The sequence below is a fragment of the Pseudomonas inefficax genome, from assembly GCF_032164165.1.
GTDB classification, from domain to species: Bacteria; Pseudomonadota; Gammaproteobacteria; order Pseudomonadales; family Pseudomonadaceae; genus Aquipseudomonas; species Aquipseudomonas inefficax.
This window is the reverse complement of sequence record NZ_CP134401.1, coordinates 4,205,986-4,221,418: the sequence shown is the minus strand read 5'-3', so window position 1 is coordinate 4,221,418 and position 15,433 is coordinate 4,205,986. Positions and strand designations below refer to the sequence as shown.

General features: G+C 64.8%; 13 protein-coding genes and 1 pseudogene. 2 read left to right on the top strand and 12 right to left on the bottom strand.

Annotated features, from left to right (window positions below):
• Entirely contained in the window at positions 1-957 is a 957-nt protein-coding gene (rluC, locus tag RIN61_RS19060) for a 23S rRNA pseudouridine(955/2504/2580) synthase RluC (protein ID WP_025338212.1), read from the bottom strand.
• A 797-nt stretch (positions 958-1,754) separates the two neighbouring features.
• On the opposite strand from rluC, the gene rne reads away from it, so the two are divergent.
• The gene (rne, locus tag RIN61_RS19055; RefSeq protein ID WP_181457378.1) at positions 1,755-5,024 is read left to right on the top strand and encodes a ribonuclease E; all 3,270 of its coding nucleotides are present in this window, start codon (positions 1,755-1,757) and stop codon (positions 5,022-5,024) included.
• A gap of 186 nt (positions 5,025-5,210) precedes the next feature.
• On the opposite strand, the gene murB is transcribed toward rne, so the two are convergent.
• From murB to RIN61_RS19015, 8 genes are all read right to left on the bottom strand, one after another.
• On the bottom strand, positions 5,211-6,230 hold the full coding sequence (murB, locus tag RIN61_RS19050; RefSeq protein ID WP_112253340.1) for a UDP-N-acetylmuramate dehydrogenase: 1,020 nt from the start codon (positions 6,228-6,230) through the stop codon (positions 5,211-5,213).
• Positions 6,227-6,691, bottom strand: a complete 465-nt coding sequence (locus tag RIN61_RS19045) for a low molecular weight protein-tyrosine-phosphatase (protein WP_112253341.1) — start codon at positions 6,689-6,691, stop codon at positions 6,227-6,229. The genes murB and RIN61_RS19045 overlap by 4 nt, the downstream gene beginning before the upstream one ends.
• Positions 6,691-7,455, bottom strand: a complete 765-nt coding sequence (kdsB, locus tag RIN61_RS19040) for a 3-deoxy-manno-octulosonate cytidylyltransferase (RefSeq protein ID WP_207879767.1) — start codon at positions 7,453-7,455, stop codon at positions 6,691-6,693. Before kdsB ends, RIN61_RS19045 begins: the two co-directional genes overlap by 1 nt.
• Positions 7,452-7,637 (bottom strand): Trm112 family protein, encoded by a 186-nt coding sequence (locus RIN61_RS19035; protein WP_003247142.1) that lies wholly within the window; start codon positions 7,635-7,637, stop codon positions 7,452-7,454. The genes kdsB and RIN61_RS19035 overlap by 4 nt, the downstream gene beginning before the upstream one ends.
• Positions 7,638-7,681: 44 nt before the next feature.
• A complete protein-coding gene (gene lpxK / locus RIN61_RS19030; protein WP_112253343.1) occupies positions 7,682-8,683 on the bottom strand; it encodes a tetraacyldisaccharide 4'-kinase in 1,002 nt (333 codons plus the stop codon).
• Positions 8,683-9,117, bottom strand: a complete 435-nt coding sequence (locus tag RIN61_RS19025; protein ID WP_046617071.1) for an ExbD/TolR family protein — start codon at positions 9,115-9,117, stop codon at positions 8,683-8,685. Before RIN61_RS19025 ends, lpxK begins: the two co-directional genes overlap by 1 nt.
• On the bottom strand, positions 9,114-9,749 hold the full coding sequence (locus tag RIN61_RS19020) for a MotA/TolQ/ExbB proton channel family protein (protein WP_016391244.1): 636 nt from the start codon (positions 9,747-9,749) through the stop codon (positions 9,114-9,116). Before RIN61_RS19020 ends, RIN61_RS19025 begins: the two co-directional genes overlap by 4 nt.
• A gap of 217 nt (positions 9,750-9,966) precedes the next feature.
• Positions 9,967-12,183, bottom strand: a complete 2,217-nt coding sequence (locus RIN61_RS19015; protein WP_252379357.1) for a DNA internalization-related competence protein ComEC/Rec2 — start codon at positions 12,181-12,183, stop codon at positions 9,967-9,969.
• Positions 12,184-12,326: 143 nt separating this feature from the next.
• Here RIN61_RS19015 and RIN61_RS19010 point away from each other — a divergent pair.
• Positions 12,327-12,833, top strand: a pseudogene (locus RIN61_RS19010) (DUF2062 domain-containing protein); the annotation flags it as partial.
• 9 nt (positions 12,834-12,842) lie between these two features.
• Here the strand turns inward: RIN61_RS19010 and RIN61_RS19005 are convergent.
• From RIN61_RS19005 to RIN61_RS18995, 3 genes are all read right to left on the bottom strand, one after another.
• Positions 12,843-13,622, bottom strand: coding sequence for an ABC transporter permease (locus RIN61_RS19005; RefSeq protein WP_112253345.1), 780 nt, complete (start codon positions 13,620-13,622; stop codon positions 12,843-12,845).
• Positions 13,619-14,551 (bottom strand): ABC transporter ATP-binding protein, encoded by a 933-nt coding sequence (locus tag RIN61_RS19000; RefSeq protein WP_133970736.1) that lies wholly within the window; start codon positions 14,549-14,551, stop codon positions 13,619-13,621. Before RIN61_RS19000 ends, RIN61_RS19005 begins: the two co-directional genes overlap by 4 nt.
• 144 nt (positions 14,552-14,695) lie before the next feature.
• Positions 14,696-15,319 carry a glutathione S-transferase gene (locus tag RIN61_RS18995; protein WP_313853400.1) on the bottom strand — a complete coding sequence of 208 codons (624 nt, stop codon included), beginning with the start codon at positions 15,317-15,319 and terminating at the stop codon, positions 14,696-14,698.
• Between the last annotated feature and the right edge of the window lie 114 nt (positions 15,320-15,433).

Sequence of the window (15,433 nt, the reverse complement as noted above, 5' to 3'; positions counted from 1 at the left end):
TCAGGACGCACTCAGACGTTCAACGGTTTTCGCCCAGACTTCATCCACTGGCGCCTCGAGCTTCAGCTCGCCACCATCCGGCAGCGGTACGGTCAGTGCGTAGGCATGCAGGAACAGGCGCTTGCCGCCCAAGTCACGAATTTCACGACTGAAGTCTTCGTCGCCGTACTTGCTGTCGCCAGCGATCATATGCCCGGCATGCAGGGTGTGCACACGGATCTGGTGGGTACGACCGGTGATCGGACGTGCCTCGACAATGGTGGCGAACTCGCCGAAGCGGCGCAGCACGCGGAACAGGGTCAGCGCCTCCTTGCCCTCATCATTGACTTCGACCATACGCTCACCGGAGCGCAGGTTGCTCTTGAGCAACGGCGCGTTGACCTGCTTCTTCGAGGTCGGCCAGTGGCCGCGCACCAGCGCCATGTAGCGCTTGTCGACCCCGTCGCCGCGCAGCGCGGCGTGCAGGTGGCGCAGCATGCTGCGCTTCTTGGCAATCATCAGCAGGCCGGAGGTATCGCGGTCCAGGCGGTGCACCAACTCCAGTTCCTTGGCGTCCGGGCGCAACTGGCGCAGCGCCTCGATCACGCCGAAGCTCAGGCCGCTGCCGCCATGCACGGCGATGCCGGCCGGCTTGTTCATCACGATCAGCGCCTTGTCTTCGTAGACGATGGCCGCTTCCAGGCGCTGCAACAAGCCCTGCGCTACCGGCGCCGGCTCGTCACGTTCCGGCAGGCGGACGGGCGGTACCCGCACGATGTCGCCCGCCTGGATCTTGTATTCCGGCTTGACGCGCCCCTTGTTGACCCGCACCTCACCCTTGCGCAGGATGCGGTACACCAAAGTCTTGGGCACGCCCTTGAGGGCCGTGATGAGGAAATTGTCGATGCGTTGGCCGGCAAGCTCCGGCGCGACTTCGATCAGCTGAACGCCGGAAGTCGGAGGGGTATTGGTCGTCATTGCGGGATCATAACAATTTTTTATGGAATTGAAGCACTTAATCATTGCTGCTATAGTCGCGAACGCCGCCAAAAGCGGCAGGCCAGTGGCACCAGGCTCGTTGCCGGTCCCTGACCAACGCAATTCTCCAGGACGCGAGGCCGTCCTACGGGGTGTTCGCCAGTTTACCGAATTGCCTGGAATCGCCACCAGCGCTGTGTAGAGAAGACCGAAAAAAAACGACAAGTGCGGTGTTTCACCTGCTTACCCGATTCTTTTCGCTGCACCTCTGCCCGCCCGTCGCTTCCACGCAACGCCCGGCGAATGCTTCGGAAATACCTGCCTTGGACATGAATGGCGCCAGCGCAGAACCTGCGTTGGCGAAAAATGCAACCCGTTGCGGATTCAGCGCGCGGCAGCACCCGAATTATCAGGGATACGTGCAGGGTGGAGATGCACAGCCCTCGGACCGTGTAGCACCGCGTCCGGCCCACCAGTCCACTGACGGCTGGCGAGCGGATAAGGTCCTGAACAGATGCCCCCGGGCGTCCACGGCTGACGGTTGATTCCTCCTCCTGACTGAGTGCACAAGGCCCGCTTGGTTGATTCGGATTCCAATTCGAAGCCACCGGGGCCTTGTTGGCACCGCAGCAAACAGGACGCGTCGTCGCGACAACGGCAGGCTGGGCAACCGGCTGGTGCCGAACGTCGCTCGACACGGGGGTGGCCCGGCCACCCTTTGCGCACCTTGGCACCGACCATGAGACGTCGTGTGTGCCGAACGCCGTTTCCGGCAGCCCGGAAACCGACGGTACAACATGAAAAGAATGCTGATTAACGCGACTCAACCCGAAGAGTTGCGTGTAGCCCTGGTGGACGGCCAACGTCTCTACGACCTGGACATCGAGTCCGGCGCGCGCGAGCAGAAAAAGGCCAACATCTACAAAGGCAAGATCACCCGCATCGAACCCAGCCTCGAAGCCGCCTTCGTCGACTTCGGCTCCGAACGTCACGGCTTCCTGCCGCTGAAAGAAATCTCCCGCGAATACTTCAAGAAGGCCCCCGAAGGGCGGGTCAACATCAAGGAAGTGCTGAGCGAAGGCCAGGAAGTCATCGTCCAGGTCGAGAAGGAAGAGCGTGGCAACAAGGGCGCCGCCCTCACCACCTTCATCAGCCTGGCTGGCCGCTACCTGGTGCTGATGCCGAACAACCCGCGCGCCGGTGGCATCTCCCGCCGCATCGAAGGCGAAGAGCGCAACGAACTGCGTGAAGCCCTGAACGGCCTGACCGTGCCGGGCGACATGGGCCTGATCGTGCGCACTGCCGGCCTTGGCCGCAGCAGCGAAGAAATGCAGTGGGACCTCGACTACCTGCTGCAACTGTGGACCGCCATCAAGGAAGCGTCCCAGGACCGCGCCGCGCCATTCCTGATCTACCAGGAAAGCAACGTCATCATCCGCGCCATCCGCGACTACCTGCGCCAGGACATCGGCGAAGTGCTGATCGACAGCATCGACGCCCAGGAAGAAGCCCTGACCTTCATCCGCCAGGTAATGCCGCAGTACGCCAGCAAGGTGAAGCTGTACGAAGACAGCGTGCCGCTGTTCAACCGTTTCCAGATCGAAAGCCAGATCGAGACCGCCTTCCAGCGCGTGGTCGACCTGCCGTCCGGCGGTTCGATCGTGATCGACCCGACCGAAGCCCTGGTGTCCATCGACATCAACTCGGCACGCGCCACCAAAGGCAGCGACATCGAAGAAACCGCCTTGCAGACCAACCTGGAAGCGGCCGAGGAAATCGCCCGTCAGCTGCGTCTGCGTGACATCGGTGGCCTGATCGTCATCGACTTCATCGACATGACCCCGGCGAAAAACCAGCGCGCGGTGGAAGAGCGCGTGCGTGAATGCCTCGAGGCCGACCGCGCTCGCGTCCAGGTCGGTCGCATCTCGCGCTTCGGCCTGCTGGAAATGTCCCGTCAGCGCCTGCGTCCGTCGCTGGGCGAAAGCAGCGGCATCGTCTGCCCTCGCTGCTCCGGCACCGGCATCATCCGTGACGTCGAATCGCTGTCGCTGGCCATTCTGCGCCTGATCGAAGAAGAAGCCCTGAAGGACCGCACCGCCGAAGTTCGTGCACAGGTGCCGATCCCGGTGGCAGCCTTCCTGCTCAACGAGAAGCGCAACTCGATCACCAAGATCGAACTGCGCACCCGTGCGCGCATCATCATCCTGCCGAACGATCACCTGGAAACCCCACACTTCGAAGTCCAGCGCCTGCGCGACGACAACCCGGAAGTGATGAACAACCAGTCCAGCTACGAGATCGCCGCCGCCGAAGCCGAAGAAGCGCCGCAGCCGACCGCCACCCGCACCCTGGTTCGCCAGGAGGCCGCGGTCAAGACTGCCCCGGCCCGCGCCAACGCACCGGTACCGGCCACTGTCGAAGAGCCGCAGCCTGCCGCACCGGCCGCCCCTGCCCCGGTCGCTCCGGAGCCAAGCCTGTTCAAGGGCCTGGTGAAGTCGCTGGTAAGCCTGTTCGCCGGCAAGGAAGAGCCTGCCGCTGCGCCAGTTGTAGCTGCCGCCGAGAAACCGGCCGCCGAGCGCAGCCCACGCAACGAAGAACGCCGCAACGGCCGCCAGCAGAGCCGCAACCGCAACGGCCGCCGCGACGAAGAACGCAAACCGCGTGAAGAGCGTGCCGAGCGCGCACCTCGTGAGGAACGTGCTCCACGAGAGGAACGCGCACCGCGCGAAGAGCGTGCACCACGTGAAGAACGGGCCCCACGCGAAGAACGTGCACCGCGTGAAGAGCGCGCACCGCGCCAGCCACGCGAAGACCGCCGCGGCAACCGTGGCGAAGAGCGCGTGCGCGAACTGCGTGAGCCACTGGACGCCACCCCTGCCGAGCGCGAGGAACGCCAGCCGCGTGAGGAACGTGTCGCCCGCGAAGAACGTGCCCCGCGTGAAGAGCGCGCACCTCGCGAGGAACGCGCCCCACGCGAAGAACGTGCACCGCGTGAAGAACGCACACCTCGCGAAGAACGCACACCTCGCGAAGAACGAGCTCCGCGTGAAGAGCGCGCACCTCGTGAAGAGCGTGCTCCTCGCGAAGAACGCGCCCCACGCCCACCACGTGAAGAGCGTCAGCCACGCGTAGCCGAAGAAGCCGCTGAGCAGGCTGCCGAGCTGGCCGAAGAGCAACTGCCGAACGAAGAGCTGCTGCAGGACGAACAGGAAGGCACCGATGGCGAGCGCCCGCGCCGCCGTTCCCGTGGCCAGCGTCGCCGCAGCAACCGTCGTGAGCGTCAGCGCAACGCCAACGGCGAGCTGATCGATGGCAGCGAGGAAGAAGGCAGCGAAGAGCAGCCACAACCGCACCAGGCCACCGAGCTGGGTGCCGAACTGGCTGCCGGCCTGGCCGTAACCGCCGCTGTCGCCAGCAGCAACATCAGTGCCGACGCCGAAGCCCAGGCCAACCAGCAGGCCGAGCTGGCCACCGCCGAAGTCGCCACCGTTGCGCAAACCGACGACAGCGAAGTCGCCCAGCCGGTCGAGCAGGCTGAGAAGGTCGAGCAGGTCGAAGCTGCCGCCAAGGCTGAAGAAGTGGCCGTGGCCCCAGTGGTCGAGCAGCCGGTCAGCGAGCCTGTGGCCGTGGTCGAGGCAACTGCCGAGCCCGTGGTCGAAGTCGCTCCGCAGCCAGTGGTCGAGCAAGCACCTGCTGCCGAACCGGTAGTGGTTGCCGAGGCACCGGTAGAAGCGCCTGCCGTCGAGGCCGGTGAAATCGAGCAGGCCCCGGCCGTGGTCGAAGCTGCTCCGGTTGCCGAGCAAGCCGCTCCAATTGTCGAAGCCCAGCCAGAAGTGGTGGCCGAGCCTGCTCCAGTGGCCGTCGAGCCTGCACCGGTCGAAGCCCCTGCGGCGGTGGAACCTGCCACTGTCATGCTGGCCAACGGCCGTGCGCCGAACGACCCGCGTGAAGTACGCCGCCGCAAGCGTGAGGCCGAGGCTGCCGCCAAAGCCGCGCAGGAAGCTGCTGCAGCCGCCGAGGAGCCAGCCCTGGAAGCCACCGATGAGCAAAAGCCTCATCACGGTTGATAGCCAAGGCTAAATGAAAAAGCCCCGCCAGTGCGAACTGGCGGGGCTTTTTCTTGGCTGGGCGTTTTGCCTGTACCGGCCTCTTCGCGGGTAAACCCGCTCCCACAGGGCCACCACCACCCTCAAGCCCTGCGAGGCCCCTGTGGGAGCGGCTTTAGCCGCGAAAGGGCCAGCCCAGTCAATGAATCAGTAGAGGTTAGGCTCCATCTCCAACTCCACCCCGAACCGCTCGAGGATATCGGCCTGGATCCGCCGTGCCAGTGCATGCATCTGCGCCCCGCTCGCCTGGCCGTAGTTGACCAGCACCAACGACTGCAAACGATGCACCCCGGCGTCCCCCTCGCGATGGCCCTTCCAGCCTGCCTGCTCGATCAACCAGCCTGCCGCCAGCTTCACTTGGCCATCGGCCTGCGGATAAGCCACCACCCCCGGGTGCTGCGCACGGATACGCTCGACCTGTTCCGCCGAGACCACCGGGTTCTTGAAGAAACTCCCGGCATTACCCAGCTCTGCCGGGTCTGGCAGCTTTTCGCGGCGAATACTGCAGATTGCATCACTGATCGCCTGCGCGGTCGGCGCGGTTACGCCCTGCTCGGCCAGGCGCTGACGCACCGGGCCGTAATCCAGGTGCGCCTGCAAAGTGCGATTCAAGGCAAAACGCACACGCAGAATCAACCAACGGCCAGGGTTGCGCTTGAAAAGGCTGTCACGGTAGCCAAAAGCGCACTCCGCCAAGCCGAAATCACGCAACTCGCCGGTCTCGCGATCCAGGGCGGTCAGGCCGGCGAACACATCCTTGATTTCCACGCCATAGGCGCCCACGTTCTGCATCGGCGCGGCGCCCACGGTGCCAGGGATCAGGCTGAGGTTCTCCAGCCCGCAATACCCCTGCGCCAGTGTCCACTGCACGAACGGGTGCCATGGTTCACCGGCCTCGGCCTCGACCACGATCCGTTCGCCATCGTCGCTGAGCACGCGCCGGCCACGGCTGGCCATATGCAGTACCAGCGCATCGATATCGCGGGTCAGCAGCAGGTTGCTGCCACCGCCAATCACCAGCACCGGCACGCCGCCTTGCTGCGCCTGGGCCAGCGACTGACGTACCTCCTGGTCATCATGTGCCTGGCTGAAGTAGCGCGCCTTCACATCGATGCCAAAGGTGTTGTAAGGCTTGAGCGATACCTGCTCCTGCCACTGCTCTGTCATAGCCGCCCCTTGATTTCCAGGACCAGCGCCTGGCACGCCGCTTCCACCAGGTCGAGCACCTGCTCGAAGCCGTCGGCACCGCCGTAGTACGGGTCTGGCACTTCATCCAGTGCTGCGCCATAGCGCCGCAGGAACAGGTCGAGCTCCCCCACTGCGGTGTGCGGGCGCATCGCACGCAAGTGACCAAGGTTGCTCTCGTCCATCGCCAGGATCAGGTCATATTCGGCAAAGTGCGACGCCTTGACCTGCTGGGCGCGCTGCTGCGACAGGTCATAGCCACGCGCCAGCGCTGCCTTGCAGGTGCGGCTGTCAGGCGCCTTGCCGACGTGCCAGTCGCCGGTGCCGGCCGAGGCCACATGCACCCGGTCGGCAAGCCCGGCAGCCTGCAATTGATGGCGCAGCACGCCTTCGGCGGTGGGCGAGCGACAGATATTGCCGAGGCAGACAAACAGGACGCGCATCAGGCCTCCAGCAAGCGCCGTACGCGCTCCAGGTCTTCAGGGGTATCCACGCCCACGGCAGGCGCCTCGATGGCGTCTTCGACGTGGATGCGTACGCCATGCCACAGGGCACGCAGCTGCTCCAGCGCTTCGGTCTGCTCGAGCCAGCACGGGCCCCAACTGACGAAGTCCTGCAGGAAACCGACGCGGTAGGCGTACATGCCGATGTGGCGACGATACGGCACGCCTTCCGGCAACAGGTTGCGGTCCTTGGCAAACGCATCGCGGGCCCAGGGCAGCGGTGCACGGCTGAAGGTCAGGGCCAGGCCGTTCTTGTCGCTGATTACCTTGACCGCGTTGGGGTTGAACACGGTTTCCGGCTCATGGATCGGCTCGGCCAGGGTGGCGATGCCGGCTTCCGGATGCGCCGCCAGGTTGGCTGCCACCTGGTCGATGATCACCGGCGGGATCAGCGGTTCGTCGCCCTGCACGTTGACCACGATGGCCTCGGCAGGCAGGCCGAGGTGCACGGCCACTTCGGCCAAGCGGTCAGTGCCTGACTCATGGTCGGCACGAGTCAGCAGCACTTCGGCGCCGAAGGCCTTGCAGGCCTCTACGATGCTGGCGTCGTCGGTGGCGATGACCACGCGGCTGGCGCCGCTCTTGCGGGCCTGTTCCCATACATGCTGCACCATCGGCTTGCCGGCGATCGGCAGCAATGGCTTGCCCGGCAGACGCGTGGAGCGCAGCCGGGCGGGGATTACCACGGTGAAGTCCAGGCTCATTTGTCCAGACGCTCGTCGTCGGTCAGGGTGCGTGCCTCGCTTTCCAGCATGACCGGGATGCCGTCGCGAATCGGGTAGGCCAAGCCAGCGCCCTTGCTGATCAGCTCGGTCTTGTCGGCACTGAGCTTGAGCGGGCCCTTGGTGATCGGGCAGGCCAGGATATCGAGCAGTTTGGTGTCCATTGGAGGCTTCCTTTAGGCCAGGTGGCCGGGAATTGAAAAAGGGCTCAGGGCTTGCGCAGCAAGCGTTGCAACTGGTTGTCGAACCAGGCGCTGAAGGCCGGGGTGGGCTGCGCCTCGACGGCCAGGTACCACCAGTCGTCAGCAGCGAAGGCCCGGCATTTCACCGCATCCTTTTCGGTCATGACCAGCGGCAGCGGCGGGCTGAAGGCCAGGCTCTGTGCGCTGAACTGTGCATGGTCGGCAAAGGCATGCGGCACCGGCTGCCAGTTTAGCCCCAGCAGGGTATTGAAGAAACGTTGCGGGTTGCCGATACCGGCCACCGCATGCAGGCGTTGGCCTGCGGGGAAATGGTCAAGCGCGCGGCGCTCACCAGTCCGCAGGTTGACCAGGGTGGACGGCTGCAGGCGGAAGCCGAAACCATCGGCGCGGTCTGCGCTGGCACCATTGAACAACACTGCGTCAGCCTCGTGCAGGCGCTCGGCCGGCTCACGCAGCGGCCCCGCCGGCAGGCAGCGGCCATTGCCCAGGCCTCGGGCGGCATCGATCAGCACCAGCTCCAGGTCGCGCGCCAGGCGGTAGTGCTGCATGCCGTCGTCGCACAGGATCAGGTCGAGGGGTTCGCTGGCCAGCAGGGCCTGCACGGCGCGGGAGCGGTCGGGGTCGATCATCAGCGGCACGCCGGTACGCTGCACGATCAGCAGAGGCTCGTCTCCGGCCTGCCCGGCTACCTGGTCGGCCTGCACGCGCCAAGGTAGCTGCGGCGGCTTGGCGCCATAGCCACGGCTGACCACGCCCACCTTCAGCCCCTGCTGCCGGCAGTGCTCGATCAGCCACAGGATCATCGGCGTCTTGCCGGTACCACCCACGGTAATGTTACCCACCACGATGACCGGCACCGGGGCCCGGTAGCTGGCGCTTTCGCCACTGAGAAAACGCGCCCGCTTGCGCGTGACCACGCGGCGATACAGCGCCTCCAGCGGGCGCAGCAGCGCCAGGGCCGGGTGCCCGGCGTACCAGGCGGCGAGCAGACGGTCGGCGAAGGCCATCAAGGCGTGCCCTGGGCCGCCTCGACGGTGGTCATGCGCAACTGGCTGAAACCGAGCTTGCCGGCAGCATCCATTGCGGTGACCACAGCCTGGTGCGGGGTCTTGCCGTCGGCGCTGATCGCCAGCGGCAGCTTGTTGTCACCACCCGACTCACGCTCGATCGCCTCGCTCAGGGTGGCCAGGTCGCTCTTGGGCAGCAGGTGGTTGTTCACCGAGTACACGCCTTCGGCGCTGATGGTGATTTCCACCAGCTTGCCCTGGTCGGGCGGCGCCTGTTCGGCGCTGGCGGCTTCGGGCAACTCGACGCGCAGTTGGGTCTCGCGAGTGAAGGTGGTGGTGACCACGAAGAACAGCAGCAGGACGAATACCACGTCGATCAGCGACGCCAGGTTGATGTCGACGTTCTCCCGCTGGCGGTTGCGCCGGAACTTCACGCCTTGCCTCCGGCCACTTCCACTTCACGGTCGCCCTGGATCACTTCCACCAGCTTGATCGCCTCCTGCTCCATGCCTACCACCAGCTCGTCGATGCGGCGCAACAGGAAGCGGTGGAAGAACACCGCCGGGATACCGACCATCAGGCCGGCCGCTGTGGTGACCAGGGCCTTGGAGATACCACCGGCCAGCACTGCGGCGTTGGCGGTCATCTGTGAGCCCATGAAAGCGCTGAAGATGTCGATCATGCCCAGCACGGTGCCCAGCAGGCCCAGCAGCGGGGCCATGGCAGCGATGGTGCCGAGGGTGCTGATGTAGCGCTCCAGTTCGTGGATGACACGCGAGGCGGCCTCCTCGATGCATTCCTTCATGATTTCGCGGCCATGGCGCGAATTGGCCAGGCCGGCGGCAAGGATTTCGCCTAGTGGCGAATCGGCGCGCAGGGCCTTGAGCTTGTCACTGGTCAGTTGCTTGTCCTTGATCCACATCCACACCTGGCCCAGCAAGTGCGGCGGGGTCACGCGACTGGCGCGCAGGGTCCACAGGCGCTCGACGACGATAGCCATGGCTGCGATGGAGCTCAGAATGATCGGCAGCATCATCCAGCCACCGGACTTGACCAATTCCCACACAGTAAACGCCCCTTTGGAAAAAGGCCGCCACTCTACCATAGGCGCGCCGGGGGCTCATCTGCCGGAGGTCAGGGAATTGACCGGGCCAGTTTCCACCTTGGGCTTTGGGGCGTCTGAACTCGCCTCTTCGCGGGTGAACCCGCTCCCACAGGTATTGCGCTGCTCTCAAGCCTTGCGCCGTACCTGTGGGAGCGGGTTAACCCGCGAAAGGGCCAGTTCAGCTACCGCCAACATCACGCCAGAAGCGCCGCTGTCGGCGCATACTCTCGACCTCCCCCAGCCTCCCCAACACCAAACGCAACGCCCCCTGCTCCGCCGTGTCATGCATCACCACCCCATGCCGCCGATAACGTTCGACCACCTGCGCATGCGGGTGGCCGAAGCTATTGTTGCGCCCGCGCGAGATCAGTACCCCGCGCGGCGCCGTGGCGCGGATGAAGGCCTCGCTGGACGAGCTGCGGCTGCCATGGTGCGGCGCCTGCAACCAGTCGATACGCGGCGCCTCGGTGGCCGACAGCCAGGCTCGCTCGGCACCGGCTTCCATGTCCCCCGCCAGCAACAACCGCTCACCCTGCGCCTCCACCAGCAACACACAAGAACGGTCATTGCTGCTGCGCCCATCAGCCCAGCGCCACAGCGAAAAGCGCACGCCATCCCACATCCATCGCTCGCCACTGGCACAAGGTTGCAATTGCATGTCATCCAGCACTTCGCCGGCGATCACCCGTTTGACCGGCAGGCCACGCTGGATTGCCCCAGCACCACCAGCATGGTCGGCATGGGCATGGCTGATGAGCATCAGGTCCAGGCTGCCCACCCCCAGCTTGCGCAAGGTTGGCAACACCACCCGCTCGCCCAGGTCGCTCTCTCCCCTGGCCGGCCCGGCGTCGTAGAGCATGTTGTGATGGCGGGTGCGCAACAGCACCGCCAGCCCCTGGCCGACGTCCATCTGCCAGACCTCGACTTGCCCGAAAGGCACCGGCGCCTTGGGCACCCACAGGGCCAGCAGCATGATGCCGCCCAAACCACGCAGCGGCACGCCACGGGGCAGCAGTACCAGCAGAGCGCCCAGGCACACCAGCAACCAGGCCCACAACGGCAGGGCTGGTGGCAGCCACGCCGACTGCTGCTGCGCGGCCTGCGCCAGCAGCCGGAACAGCACATCGAGCAGCCCCCCCGCCAGCCAGAGCAATGCCTCCCCTACCTCGCCCAACGGCAGCAACAAAGTGCCCAGCAGCGCCAATGGCAGTACCACCAGACTGATCCACGGCACCGCAACGAGGTTGGCCAGCGGCGCACTCAGGCTCACTGGCAAACCCGTAGCCAACAGTACCGGCAGCAAGCCGATGGCAATCACCCATTGAGCCCGGGTCCAGGCCTGCCAAGGGCGCCAGCCGCCCAGGCGGGCACTGAAGCAATAGACAAGCGTGGCCACGGCCGCGAACGATAGCCAGAACCCCGGCAACAGCGCGGCCAACGGTTCGACCAGCAGCACCGCGTCTAGCGCCAGCAACAACGGCAAGGTCGCGCCAAGATGGCGATAGCGCAGGCGCCAGAACAACACCACGGCCAGCATCAGGCAGGCCCGTTGTACCGGCACGCCTGCACCGGCCAGCCAGCCGTACGCCAACGCTGCGGTCATGGCCAGACCGCAGGCACAAGGCAGCCATGGCAGCCGTGCCGGCCACAGCCCCCAACGCGCCAGCCAGGCAACCAGACCATACAGCAAACCGGCAACAAGGCCGATGTGCTGGCCAGAGATCACCAGCAGGTGCACCGTGCCGGTGGCCTGCAACGTTTGCCAGTCCTCCCGGGCCAGGCCCGCCCCGTCGCCAAGTACCAGCGCCACCAACGCTGCCTGCTGGCCATTGGCCTCGACTGCCAACAGGTGCTGGCGCAGCGTGTCGCGCCAGCCGCCGGCAACCGGCGCCAGCAACTGCCCGGCCTTGACGGTACCGGTCGCACCGACCCGCCGCGCCAGCAGTTGCGCCTCACGATCCGGCCCATGCGGGTTAAGCAACCCGGCCGGGCGCTGCAAGGTCACCGCCAGCCGCCACTGCTCGCCCGTGCGCAGCGGCGGGCCATCGAACCAGCTCAGTTGCAGGCGCTGTGGCAGTTCTGCCCGCCGCGAACGGGGCGCGTCCAGCTCGAAGCGCACACCTTGCGCAGTCCGGGTCGGCAGGCCGACCACCTGGCCCTCAAGCCACAGGGTGCGTCCGTCCAGCCCGGCGGCCAGGCGGTCATCCAGCGCCTGCTGTGCGGACCAGCAGGCCCAACACAGGCCTAACAGAAAACAGCCCAGCGGCCACAGCCGGGTGAACAGGCCGGCGCCACCGGCTACTGCCAGCAGCACCAGCCATCCGACCGATGGCAATGCGGGGAGAAAGCCCAGGCACAACAGCCCGAGCGCGAGCGCAAGCATCCCTGTGCGCATAGAAGTAGAGCTCCAGAAGCAAAATCATCTTCTGAGGGATAGCCCAATTGCCGGCAGCGCTTGCTCAACAATTGTCACAAACTCTAAACGAGGCTGAGCGGGAATCAGGGCATACTGCCCGGATAAACGCTCCGGGAGCCTACATGCCGCGCCGACTTTTCAAACGCTACATGCCGGACCCGACCAGTATTCGGGAACACAAGTCCTTACGCTTTTTCGGCAAGTTGCTGCACGACCCGAACCTCTGGCACCTGAACCGCCACTCGGTGGCGCGGGCCATGGGCGTTGGCCTGTTCGCGGCGCTGATCCCGATGCCGGCGCAGATGCTGCTGGCCGCCGCGCTGGCCATTCCGTTGCGCGGCAACCTGCCGATCGCGGTCAGCCTGGTATGGCTGACCAACCCGCTGACCATGCCACCGGTATTCTTCGTCACCTACATGACCGGCGCCTGGCTTATGCAGGTACCGCCGCGTACCCTGCCCGACGAACTGACTTTCCAGTGGATTACCGACCAGCTGTCGACGCTGTGGCAACCCTTCCTGCTCGGCTCGGTGGTGTGCGGCGTGGTGCTGGGGATCCTTGGCTACTTCACCACCATGTTCTACTGGCGCTGGTGGGTGGGCCGGCAGTGGCGTCGCCGCCAATGCCGGTGCAAGGCTTCAGGCACGCATGCCGCGGCCGCTGACCAGCAGGCGCACGCACACCAGGTAGAGCACTGCGGTAGCGACCAGCATGAAGGTAATCGCCGTGCCAATGCTGATATCCGACACCCCTAGGATGCCGTAGCGGAACGAGTTGACCATGTGCAGCACCGGGTTGGCCAGCGACACGGTCTGCCAGAACGGTGGCAGCAGGTTGATCGAGTAGAACACCCCGCCCAGGTAGGTCAGCGGCGTCAGAACGAAAGTCGGGATGATCGAGATGTCGTCGAAGTTGCGCGCGAACACCGCGTTGACGAAGCCCAGCAGCGAGAAGATGGTGGCAGTCAGCAGCACCACGACCACGGTCACGCCCAGGTGGTGCACCTGCAGGTGGGTGAAGAACAGCGACAGGAAGGTCACGATCACGCCCACCGCCAGCCCGCGCAGCACGCCGCCCAGCACATAACCGACGAGAATCGTGTGCGGTGAGACCGGCGATACCATCAGCTCCTCGATAGAGCGCTGGAACTTGCTGCCGAAGAAGCTCGATACCACGTTGCCGTAGGAGTTGGTGATCACCGACATCATGATCAGCCCCGGCACGATGTACTCCATGTAGGTGAAGCCACCCATGTCGCCGATCTGCCGGCCAATCAGGTTACCGAAGATGACGAAATACAGGACCATGGTAATCGCCGGCGGCAGCAGGGTCTGCGGCCAGATACGCAGAAAGCGCCGCACTTCGCGGTAGACGATGGTGTTCAGGGCGACCCAGTTGGTGCGCATTTCCACACTCATACGGCCACCTTCGACAGGTTTTTTTCCACCAGGGACACGAACAGCTCCTCGAGTCGGTTGGTCTTGTTGCGCAGGCTCTGCACTTCGATGTTCTGCAGCGCCAGCTGGCCGAACAGCGCGGTGATGCCAATGTCCTTGTCCACCTGCACTTCCAGGGTGTGCGGGGTCAGCAGCCGGCACGGGTAGCCCTGCAGCACCGGTGCAGTGGCCAGGTCCTGCCTGATGTCGAGGACGAAGGTTTCGACATGCAGCTTGCCCAGCAACTGGCGCATGCTGGTGTTCTCGACGATGGTGCCGTGGTCGATGATGCCGATGTTACGGCACAGCTGCTCGGCCTCTTCCAGGTAGTGGGTGGTGAGGATGATGGTGATGCCCTTCTGGTTCAGCTCGGTAAGGAAGCTCCACATCGACCGGCGCAGCTCGATATCCACGCCAGCGGTTGGCTCGTCGAGAATCAGCAGGCGTGGCTCGTGGATCAAAGCACGGGCAATCATCAGGCGGCGCTTCATGCCGCCGGACAGCGAGCGCGACTGCACGTCACGCTTGTCCCACAGGCCGAGCTGGGTCAGGTACTGCTCGGCACGCTCCTTGGCCACCTTGGGCGGGATGCCGTAATAACCGGCCTGGGTCACGACGATGTCGAAGGTTTTCTCGAACTGGTTGAAGTTGAACTCCTGCGGTACCACGCCCAGACAGCGCTTGAGTGCCGACGGCTCGCGATCCAGATCGTGGCCGAACACGTTGACCGTGCCGCTGGTCTTGTTCACCAGGGTAGAGAGGATGCCGATGGTGGTGGACTTGCCCGCGCCGTTGGGGCCGAGCAAGGCGAAGAAGTCGCCTTCGGCAACATCCAGATCGATGCCCTTGAGGGCCTGGAAGCCGTTGCCGTAGGTCTTGGTCAGCTGTCGGATGGACAGGGCGGAACTCATAGCGGGTCACTTACCGAGAAAAAGGTGCAGGACACGCCAGGTAAAGGCACTGGCGCAGTGAGTGCGGCCAATGGTGCTTGGCCTGGCCGCACAAGTACAGTCATGTGTATTGATAATGACTATCGAAGTAGCCGTGGTGTTCGATCAGGTCAGCGCGGTCATTACCGCTGCCTGGTACGCAGGGCGGGCCTTGAGGCGCTCGTACCAGGCCTGCAGGTGCCGCATGGCCGGGCGCTCGATGGGCATTTCGAACCAGGCATAGATGAAACTACCCAGTGGGATGTCACCCATGCCGATCTGGTCACCGGAAAGGTACGGTTGTTTGGCCAGGGCTTCGTCGGCAATGGCCAGCAGTTGGGCGCATTGCTTGTGCGCGGCGTTGATCGCCACCCAGTCGCGCTGGTCCTCCGGGGTGCGCAACAGGCCCCAGAACAGTGGGCGGAACGGCGTGGCAAAGGACGAGGTGGTCCAGTCCATCCACTTGTCCGCCACGGCGCGCTGACGCGGGTCGCTCAGGTACCAGCCCTGCTCCGCGCCGTACTCGGCGCACAGGTAGCGGACGATGGTGTTGGATTCCCACAGGGTCAGGTCGCCGTCTTCCAGCATCGGCACCAGGCCATTGGGGTTGCGCGCGCGGTAGTGCGGCTCGTTGACCACGCCGAAGGCGCCGCCGGCGTCGATCGACTCGAAGTCCAGGCCCAGTTCATGGGCGATCCACAGTGCCTTGCGCACATTGCTCGAATTCTTGCGGCCCCAGATCTTCAGCATGACAACGTCCTTATGCATGAGTGCAGAGGCCAGCAGTGTACTGCAATCGTCCTCCGTTATCGAGATTGACCGCAGCCTTCAAATGACGCGTTTTAAACTTTCAACTGATAAAAA

Excerpts from the sequence above, each read along its gene's own strand:
- rluC (WP_025338212.1), bottom strand. The coding sequence starts at position 957 with ATGACGACCAATACCCCTCCGACTTCCGGCGTTCAGCTGATCGAAGTC.
- rne (WP_181457378.1), top strand. The coding sequence starts at position 1,755 with ATGAAAAGAATGCTGATTAACGCGACTCAACCCGAAGAGTTGCGTGTA.
- murB (WP_112253340.1), bottom strand. The coding sequence starts at position 6,230 with ATGACAGAGCAGTGGCAGGAGCAGGTATCGCTCAAGCCTTACAACACC.
- RIN61_RS19045 (WP_112253341.1), bottom strand. The coding sequence starts at position 6,691 with ATGCGCGTCCTGTTTGTCTGCCTCGGCAATATCTGTCGCTCGCCCACC.
- kdsB (WP_207879767.1), bottom strand. The coding sequence starts at position 7,455 with ATGAGCCTGGACTTCACCGTGGTAATCCCCGCCCGGCTGCGCTCCACG.
- RIN61_RS19035 (WP_003247142.1), bottom strand. The coding sequence starts at position 7,637 with ATGGACACCAAACTGCTCGATATCCTGGCCTGCCCGATCACCAAGGGC.
- lpxK (WP_112253343.1), bottom strand. The coding sequence starts at position 8,683 with ATGGCCTTCGCCGACCGTCTGCTCGCCGCCTGGTACGCCGGGCACCCG.
- RIN61_RS19015 (WP_252379357.1), bottom strand. The coding sequence starts at position 12,183 with ATGCGCACAGGGATGCTTGCGCTCGCGCTCGGGCTGTTGTGCCTGGGC.
- RIN61_RS19005 (WP_112253345.1), bottom strand. The coding sequence starts at position 13,622 with ATGAGTGTGGAAATGCGCACCAACTGGGTCGCCCTGAACACCATCGTC.
- RIN61_RS19000 (WP_133970736.1), bottom strand. The coding sequence starts at position 14,551 with ATGAGTTCCGCCCTGTCCATCCGACAGCTGACCAAGACCTACGGCAAC.
- RIN61_RS18995 (WP_313853400.1), bottom strand. The coding sequence starts at position 15,319 with ATGCTGAAGATCTGGGGCCGCAAGAATTCGAGCAATGTGCGCAAGGCA.